General features: G+C 55.4%; 5 protein-coding genes. 1 reads left to right on the forward strand and 4 read right to left on the reverse strand.

The genetic code is table 11. From position 1 onward, the window contains the following. Positions 1-100: 100 nt before the first annotated feature. The 3 genes from putA to BDE01S_RS06100 all read right to left on the reverse strand — a co-directional run bounded on the left by putA (position 101) and on the right by BDE01S_RS06100 (position 6,154). Positions 101-3,709: a bifunctional proline dehydrogenase/L-glutamate gamma-semialdehyde dehydrogenase PutA gene (gene putA, locus BDE01S_RS06090; protein ID WP_066078733.1), complete on the reverse strand. Its 3,609-nt coding sequence runs from the start codon at positions 3,707-3,709 to the stop codon at positions 101-103. A gap of 161 nt (positions 3,710-3,870) precedes the next feature. After that, positions 3,871-4,806, reverse strand: a complete 936-nt coding sequence (gene lhpI, locus BDE01S_RS06095; RefSeq protein ID WP_066078736.1) for a bifunctional Delta(1)-pyrroline-2-carboxylate/Delta(1)-piperideine-2-carboxylate reductase — start codon at positions 4,804-4,806, stop codon at positions 3,871-3,873. A gap of 13 nt (positions 4,807-4,819) precedes the next feature. Further along, positions 4,820-6,154 (reverse strand): NAD(P)/FAD-dependent oxidoreductase, encoded by a 1,335-nt coding sequence (locus tag BDE01S_RS06100; RefSeq protein ID WP_147283863.1) that lies wholly within the window; start codon positions 6,152-6,154, stop codon positions 4,820-4,822. Positions 6,155-6,175: 21 nt separating this feature from the next. Between BDE01S_RS06100 and BDE01S_RS06105 the strand changes: the two genes are divergently transcribed. Beyond that, entirely contained in the window at positions 6,176-6,784 is a 609-nt protein-coding gene (locus tag BDE01S_RS06105; RefSeq protein ID WP_066078741.1) for a helix-turn-helix domain-containing protein, read from the forward strand. A gap of 129 nt (positions 6,785-6,913) precedes the next feature. Here the strand turns inward: BDE01S_RS06105 and brnQ are convergent, their stop codons facing one another. Further along, complete coding sequence (gene brnQ, locus BDE01S_RS06110; protein WP_082790434.1) at positions 6,914-8,266, reverse strand: branched-chain amino acid transport system II carrier protein; 1,353 nt, start codon at positions 8,264-8,266, stop codon at positions 6,914-6,916. Positions 8,267-8,455 lie beyond the last annotated feature (189 nt).

Consider the following 8,455-nt stretch of genomic DNA (forward strand, 5'->3'; position numbering starts at 1 on the left):
TATCAACGAATTGTCGGGCAAAAATGCCCGACCTACTGCGCTAAAGAAAGGCCGTCTGAAACTGTTTTGCAGTTTCAGACGGCCTTTTATTTGTGACCGCTTAATCGGACATGGCCATCAGGCTGGCGTTGCCGCCGGCGGCGGTGGTGTTGGTGCTGCAGGCGGTTTCTTCCAGGATTTGCAGGATGTCGAGGCCGTTTTCGGCGGGCAGGATTTTAATCAGCGGGCCGCTGCCTGCTGCCAGTGTTTGCTTGCGTTCGGCGGGCAGGGCTTCGAGGGCGGCGGCGTGGCTGATGTGTGCGGTTTCGGGCTGCGGGTTGACTTGCAGCAGTCCGTACAAGCTGTCGGCATAGGCGGCCAGCGGGTGGGCGGGTTCGACGACGGCCTGTATGCCGTTGGCGGCGAGTTGTGCCAGTGCGTTGAAGGATTGGATCAGGCTGCCGCCGTAGAGCCATATGCGCTGCGGGGCTTTCCAGCTCAATACGTTGCGTTCGCCGGTGGGGCCGGTCAGTACGCTTTCGGCACCGCGCAGGGTGCGCAGCCGGGCTTGGCCGAGGGCGGCTGCGGCGGCCATTTTTTGTTCTTGCGGCAGCGGCAGGCTGTGCAGCAGGGTTTCCAGGCGTTTGAGCGCGGCTTCGTCGGCTTGGCCGATTTTGCTGAGGCCGGGGGCGATCCATTGTTTCAGGCTGCTAAGTTTTTGCAGGTAAAACGGGCCGCCGGCTTTGGGGCCTGTACCGGAGAGGCCGTGGCCGCCGAAGGGCTGTACGCCGACCACGGCGCCGACGATGTTGCGGTTGACGTAGATGTTGCCTGCTTCGATGCGGGTTTTGATGTGTTCTACCGTGCTGTCGATGCGGCTGTGGATGCCGTGGGTGAGGGCGTAGCCTTTGGCGTTGATTTGATCGATGAGGTTGTCGAGTTCGTCGGCGCGGTAGCGGACGACGTGCAATACGGGGCCGAATACTTCGCGCTGCAATTCGTCGAGATTGTTCAGTTCGAACAATACGGGGGCGACGAACGTGCTGTTTTGTGTGTCGTTGCCGTCTGAAATTCGGGTTTCATGATAAGACTTGGCCGCGCGTTTCATTTTTTCGATGTGTGCGAGCAGGTTTTGCTGTGCTTCTAAGTCGATGACGGGGCCGATGTCGGTGTTCAGACGGCATGGGTTGCCGACGCGCAATTCGTCCATTGCGCCTTTTATCATGCGTATCATGTGGTCGGCGATGTCTTCTTGCAGACACAGAATCCGCAGGGCGGAGCAGCGTTGTCCGGCACTGTCGAAGGCGGAGTTGAGTACGTCGGCGCACACTTGTTCGGCCAGTGCGGTGGAATCGACAATCATGGCGTTTTGGCCGCCGGTTTCGGCGATGAGCACGGGGTTGTCGGTGCGTTTGGCGAGGGTTTGGTTAATCAGGCGTGCGACTTCGGTGGATCCGGTGAAGATGACGCCGTTGATGCGCGGGTCGGCGGTGAGGGCTGCGCCGACGTCGCCTGCGCCGAGCACGAGTTGCAGGGCTTGGGCGGGAATGCCGGCCTGATGCAGCAGTGATACGGCATAGGCGGCGATGAGGCTGGTTTGTTCGGCGGGTTTGGCGACGACGGTGTTGCCCGCCGCCAATGCTGCGACGACTTCGCCGGTGAAGATGGCCAGCGGGAAGTTCCACGGGCTGATGGCGGCGACGGTGCCGATGCTTTGGGCGGTTTCGGGCAGGGTGTGTTCGGCTTCACCGGCGTAATAGCGGCAGAAATCCACGGCTTCGCGCACTTCGGCGATGGCGTTGTTGAGTGTTTTGCCGGCTTCGCGCACGGCCAACATCATGAGGGCGGGGGTGTGTTGTTCCAGTAAGTCGGCAAACCGGCGCAATGCGGCGGCGCGTTCGGCGGCGGGGGCGGCGCGCCATGCGGCTTGGGCGGAAACGGCGGCGGCTACGGCTTCGGCGGCCAGCTCTGCGTCGGCAAAGCTGACTGTGCCGACGATATCGCTGTGGTCGGCGGGGTTGCGGACTTCTTGTACGGGGCGGACTGTGCGCGGTGTGCCGTTGATGACGGAGGCCGTCTGAAAACTTTGCGCCGCCGTGCGGTTCATCTGTTCTTGCAGGTTTTGCAGCACGTTTTCGTTGCTTAAATCTATGCCCGAAGAATTCAGACGGCCTTTGCCGTATAAGTCGCGCGGCAGCGGCAGGGAGGCGTGCAGGTGGATGCCTTGTTCGGCGATGGTGTCGAACGGGCTGCGGATGAGTTCGTCGATGCTGATTTTTTCATCGACAATCTGATTGACGAAGGAGGAGTTCGCGCCGTTTTCCAGCAGGCGGCGCACCAGATAGGCGAGCAGGGTTTCGTGTGTGCCGACGGGCGCGTAAATGCGGACGCGGCGGCCGAGGTTTTGTCCGCCGACCACTTGGTCGTACAGGGTTTCGCCCATGCCGTGCAGACATTGGTGTTCGAAATCTTTGCCTTTGCCCATTTCGTAAATGGCGGCGAGGGTGTAGGCGTTGTGGGTGGCGAATTGCGGGAATACCGCGTCTTGCGCGTCCAAGAGTTTGCGCGCGCAGGCGAGATAGGAGATGTCGGTGTGCACTTTGCGGGTGTAAACGGGATAGCCGTTTAGGCCGTCCACCTGCGCCCATTTGATTTCGCTGTCCCAATACGCGCCTTTTACCAGACGAATCATCAGTTTTTGGTTGTTGCGGCGCGCCAAGTCCACCAAATAATCAATCACAAACGGGCAGCGTTTCTGATAGGCCTGCACCACGAAACCGATGCCGTTGAAGCCGGCCAAGTCGGGGTCGGATACCAACGCTTCCATCAAATCCAGCGAGAGTTCGAGGCGGTTGGCTTCTTCGGCGTCGATGTTGAGGCCGATGTTGTATTGTTTGGCCAAGAGATACAGCGCTTTCAGGCGCGGCAGTAATTCGCTCATCACGCGCCCGTGTTGCGCGCGGAAATAGCGCGGATGGATGGCGGAGAGTTTGACGGAAATGCCGTTGCCGTCATACACGCCGGCTCCCTCAGCGTCTTTGCCGATGGCGTGAATCGCGCTGACGTAATCCTGATAATAGCGGTCGGCATCGGCCTGCGTCATCGCCGCTTCGCCGAGCATGTCAAAGGAGAAACGGTAGCCCGCTTTTTCGCGCTCTTTGCCGTTTTGCAGGGCTTCTTCTATGGTTTGTCCGGTAACGAACTGTTTGCCCAGCATACGCATGGCGTAGTCCACGCCTTTGCGGATCAGCGGCTCGCCGCCCTTGCCCAGCAGGCGGGTCAGCGCGGAGCCGAGGTTTTGCTCATTGTTTTGCGTCGTCAGCTTGCCGGTAATCAGCAGCCCCCACGCGGCAGCGTTGACAAACAGGCTCGGGCTGTTGTTCAAATGGCTTTTCCAGTTGCCGTCTGAAAGTTTGTCGGCAATCAGCTTGTTGCGCGTGGCATTGTCGGGAATCCGCAGCAGCGCTTCCGCCAGACACATCAGCGCCACACCCTCTTCGCTGGAGAGTGAAAACTCGTGCATCAGCGCGTCCACGCCGCCGGCTTTGGTACGGCCGGCACGCACCTGCGTCACCAAACGGCGCGCCAGCGCATCCGCATTCCGTTTTTCCTCATCACTCATCTGCGCCTGTTGCAGCATATCCTGTACGGCTTCGGTTTCATCGCGACGGTAAGCATCCGTTACCGCTTGGCGTAAAGAAGATTGGGAAGGGAAAGCGAAATCAAACATGACGAGCCTTTCATAAACAGTCAAAACGATGTGAATAAAACAAGGGCTACAACCAACTACAGCCGCCATTTTAGCCCTTTTGAGTAAGACAAAACAGCCGTTATATCAAAAAAATAACATTTAAACCAAAAAGGCCGTCTGAAAAATTCAGACGGCTTCTCTTAAGCCGCGCCCTGATAGACCAACACCGCCGCAGCCAAATCCTCGGCAGCCGAACCGACCGCCTTATAAACCGTAATTTCCCCGTCAGACTGCCGTCCCGCATGGCGGCCGCCGCACAACTCCGCCAAATCCGCCCGAACCTGCCCGCGCGCAAACACCCCCGCCGCCATCGGCGACAGCAAGTCCCCCGCCTTATCCAAAGCCTCGTCCGTATCCACGAAGACCGACGTATCCGCAAACAGCGCGTCATCAGACTCACGCATATCCGGTTTGAAACTGCCGATTAAATCAATATGCGTGCCCGGCCGCACCCACTCGCGCAAAATCAGCGGCTCCGTAGATAAAGTCGCACAGCTGACAATATCGCTTTCTCCCACGGCTTGTGCCAAATCAAGGGCGGGTTCAGCGGCAAAACCCTGCTCCCGCAAGCGGGCAACCAGTTTTTCCGCCTTCTCCGCAGTCGGATTCCAAACCAATACACGCTTGATATCCCGCACCGCCGCATAAGCCGGCGCCAGCTCCGCCGCCACATTCCCCGCACCGCAAATCAGCAGCGTTTCCGCGTCCTGCCGCGCCAGATAACGCGCCGCCAAAGCAGACGCGGCAGCCGTGCGGCGGCAGGTAATCTGATTGCCGTCAATAACCGCCAACGGCCTGCCGTTGCGCCCGTCAAACAGCGTATAAGTCGAAAACAAGCCCGGCAGCCCGTGTTTCCGGCCGTTTTCAGGATAAATGGTGACATGCTTGATACCCATAAACCCATCCCTCTGCCACGCCGGCATAATCAGCAGCGTCGAAGCCGAATCGCTGCTGCCGATTGCATGGATATGCCGGCGCGGCACTTCGCAGCCCTCGTTGAATATGCGGAACACCGCTTCAATCAGCGCAGGATAAGGCAGAAGGCTGCCGGTGGTTTCGTAGTCGAAGAATTTCATTCTGTTTCCTTGCTTATTTTAAAAAACGGGAAGGGGAATAAGGTGCAGTATCGATTTCGGGTGTTCGGCCGGCCACTAAGTCTGCGATAATCCGGCCGGTTACCGGCCCCAGCGTCAGCCCGACATGGCCGTGTCCGAAGGCCAAAAAAGCATTGTCGGCTCGGTTGGCACGGCCTATAACGGGAATAGAATCCGGCACCGACGGGCGGAATCCCAGCCATTCGGCGCGTATTTTGCCCAAAGGATGGCGGTGGATACGTTGGAACTCATCGCGCTTTGCCGCCAATTTTCTGAAATCGGGCACTTTGTGCAGCCCGGCAAACTCCACGCTGCTGGTAATTCTCAGTTTGCCGCCGCCCGGCGACATGACTACCGAATGTTCACCCCAAAATAAAGGTTCGCTGACAGTATGTTCCGCCGCAACATCAATTTCGATGTGGTAGCCGCGCTCTGTATCCAGCGGCACAAAAGTTCCCGTATCGGCACTCAGTTTTTTCGACCATGCCCCTGCTGCAACGACAAAAGCGTCTGCTTCATAACGCTCGGTCTGGCTGAGTGCGGCGGTAATCAGGTGATTTTTCCGCTCCAATCCGGTTATTTCCGCCTGTACCAACCGCCCTCCGCGCAGCATAAACAAACTACCCAATGCTTTGACATATTCGCCCGGATTGACAATTTGCAGAGAGTCGGGGTGGTTGACAGCGTGTTTGAATACCGGTGCCAAGTTGGGCTGGGCGGCTTGGATGGCTGCTGCGTCCATATAGTCGCAACGCACACCGAAACGCTCCATTCGATCAAAATCGATACGGGCGGCACGGTAGGTATCATCACGTTCAAAAAGTTTCAACCAGCCAGTACGGGCAATGTTACCCCTGCACCCGGCCCATCCAGCCAACTCATAATGCGCAGCGGCAGCTTTTTCCAACAGTGCGCTCAGGCTGGCCGAAGCATGTTCCACCTGCCGCAGAGTGCCTGCTTTCAAAAAGCGGTAAAACCAGCCTGTCATTTTCGGCGCATAAGCCCAATCCATCTGTAAAGGACTGTTTTTATCCAATAATAGCTTAGGAAGAGCCTTTACCATTTCCGGCGTACTCAGCGGCACACATTCTCCGGTAACAACCAACCCTGCATTGCCATGAGAAGCGCCTCCCGCTACGCCGCGCGGATCGATGACCGTTACCCGGTATCCGCTTTTCTGCAAGTGCAGCGCACAGCTGATACCGACAATACCCGCACCGATAACGATAACACCAGATTCTGCACCCGACATCTTAAAGCCTCCTTGCCTCCGCCATTTTCCCGTATCGGAAAAAATAACGGCGGATATGTTAAAATTCCAGCAGAACAATATTTGCCACAGGAAAAGACCATGCCGTCCACTCAGTCCTACGATTTACCGGCAGACAGCAGCAACTTTTTGTCTCTTAAACTGCACCGTCTGCGCAAACAGAGCGGGCAGACTTTGCAGCAGCTCAGCGAAAAAAGCGGGATTTCCGTTTCTGCGCTGTCTAAAATAGAAAAAGGCCAGCTGTCACCCACCTATGAAAAAATCGCCGCTCTTGCGCGAGGCTTGGGCGTACATGTCGCCGAACTGTTTTACGAAGAGCAACACGCCACCCCTAACGGCAGACTTGCTGTGACCCGTACAGGGGAAGCACCACTCCACCGCACTGCGCAATATGATTACCGCCCTTTGTGCGGAGAGCTGACGAACAAACAGTTTGTTCCCCTGCTAACCACAGTAAAAGCCCGCAGTATCAAAGAATTTCCTTCCATGCTCCAACATGACGGAGAGGAATTTATTTACGTACTGAGCGGGGAGATAACCGTCCATACCGACTTTTATCAACCCGTTACCCTATATGCCGGAGACTGCTGTTATTTCGACAGCAGCATGAGGCATGCCTGTATTGCAGGCAAAGAAGACGCGCTGATTCTTTGGGTTTGCTCCCATCCTGCCGTCAACAAAGACGGCTGATATCATACGGCCATCCCAAGATTGGACTTGATAAAGCACGCCTCTGCACGAATCGTCACCGACAACAGTACAGCAAAAATTACAACTGTTCTTCCTCCGTTTTTTCAGACGGCATAGCTTGTTTCTTGGTTAGACAATAGGCTCGTTTTCAAATACTTTGCCGCTCAAGCAGAATATTTTTTCCGCCGCATAGCCAATCAGTCCGCCGAACAACGCAACCACAATCCAGCCCATACCGTTGCTGTAAAACGGAAGCAGTTGAGCCATTGCGGTATCCCAGCCCTGAGGCAGCCATCCGGCTTCCTTCAAGCCGTCTGAAAAACCCATCAGCGCAGCACCGGCCACGGCACCCGCATATACAGGACGATAACCGATAAAACGGTTCAGTAAAGCCAACGCAATCAGCGTAATCGAAATGGGATAAAGGAGATACAGAAAAGGGGCGGAAAATTTTAAAATCGAAGTCAGCCCGAAATTGGTAATAAAAAAGCTGATGATACCGAATGCCGCTACCCACCCTTTGTAAGACAAAGCCGTAAACCTGCGGCTGAAATACTCTGCTACTGCACTTAAACAGCCGATAGCAGTTGTCAAACCGGTTAAGAAAACCACCGCCGCCAAAATCCACACACCTGCCGAACCCAGCAGCAAACCGACGATACCGGTCAAAGCCTGTCCTCCGTTAGCCGATACGCCCAAAGCCGAAACACTGGTCGCACCCAACCACGACAGAGACAACTGCACTCCGGCCAATGCCAACATACTGAATATCCCGCAACGGACAAATACGCTGTTTAACTCGCTGCTGCCGATTCCCGTACGCCGGGTAGCGTCCAAAAAAATCTTACCGAATACAAACGCAGCCAACACATCCATCGTAAAATAACCTTGGGTAAATCCTTTTCCGAAAGCATTGGCAATATAATCTCCCGAAGGCATGCCGACCGAACCGAGCGGCTTGAACAACGACACGGCCAAAATGACCAACAGCAAACCGATAAAGCAAGGCGTCATGATGTCTCCGACACGCCGTACCATTTTGCCGATGTCTGCCGTCAGATAAACCGTCAACGCGAAAAATATAGAAGAAAACACCAACAGCACCCAGTCAAACGCACCTTCCGCAGCCGCACCGGAGAAAGGCAATACCGCCACTTCGTAAACCACAGCACCGGTACGCGGAATCACATAGGCCGGACCAAGTACCAAAAACAATGCGACACAGTAAAAAACGGAAAATACAGGATGAACCCGGTTAGCCAAATTCTCAACCGCTCCGCCGCTTCGTGCCAAAGCGACAATCGCCAGCAATACCAAACCGACACCCGTAATCAGAAAGCCCGACATAGCCTCCGGTAGATTGCTGCCCGCAGCCTGCCCGAGCACAGGAGCAAAAATAATATTGCCGGCACCGAGAAACATAGCGAATAGAAAAAAAGAAAGTGTAAAAAACTGCCTTGTAGTGAATGCTTTCTGCTTCATGATTTCCTCCTCAAAACAGTCTCCGTGGCGGAGAATGAAAATTCTGCTTGTTGTACAGATATTTTAATATAATTTATTTTATACGAAAAAATATTTTAGTAAAGGAAAATTTTTTACCTTAAGAAACCTTTGCACAGTTCTCCTTATCTAAAGTCGTTTCAATTTAGATTGAGACAAGGCGGCGAGCCG

Origin of the sequence: Bergeriella denitrificans NBRC 102155 (genome assembly GCF_001592185.1) — a bacterium.
GTDB classification, from domain to species: domain Bacteria; phylum Pseudomonadota; class Gammaproteobacteria; order Burkholderiales; family Neisseriaceae; genus Neisseria; species Neisseria denitrificans.

What these genes read in the sequence shown, in the direction of transcription:
- BDE01S_RS06105 (WP_066078741.1), top strand. Translation starts at nt 6,176, where the DNA reads ATGCCGTCCACTCAGTCCTACGATTTACCGGCAGACAGCAGCAACTTT.
- lhpI (WP_066078736.1), bottom strand. Translation starts at nt 4,806, where the DNA reads ATGAAATTCTTCGACTACGAAACCACCGGCAGCCTTCTGCCTTATCCT.
- putA (WP_066078733.1), bottom strand. Translation starts at nt 3,709, where the DNA reads ATGTTTGATTTCGCTTTCCCTTCCCAATCTTCTTTACGCCAAGCGGTA.
- brnQ (WP_082790434.1), bottom strand. Translation starts at nt 8,266, where the DNA reads ATGAAGCAGAAAGCATTCACTACAAGGCAGTTTTTTACACTTTCTTTT.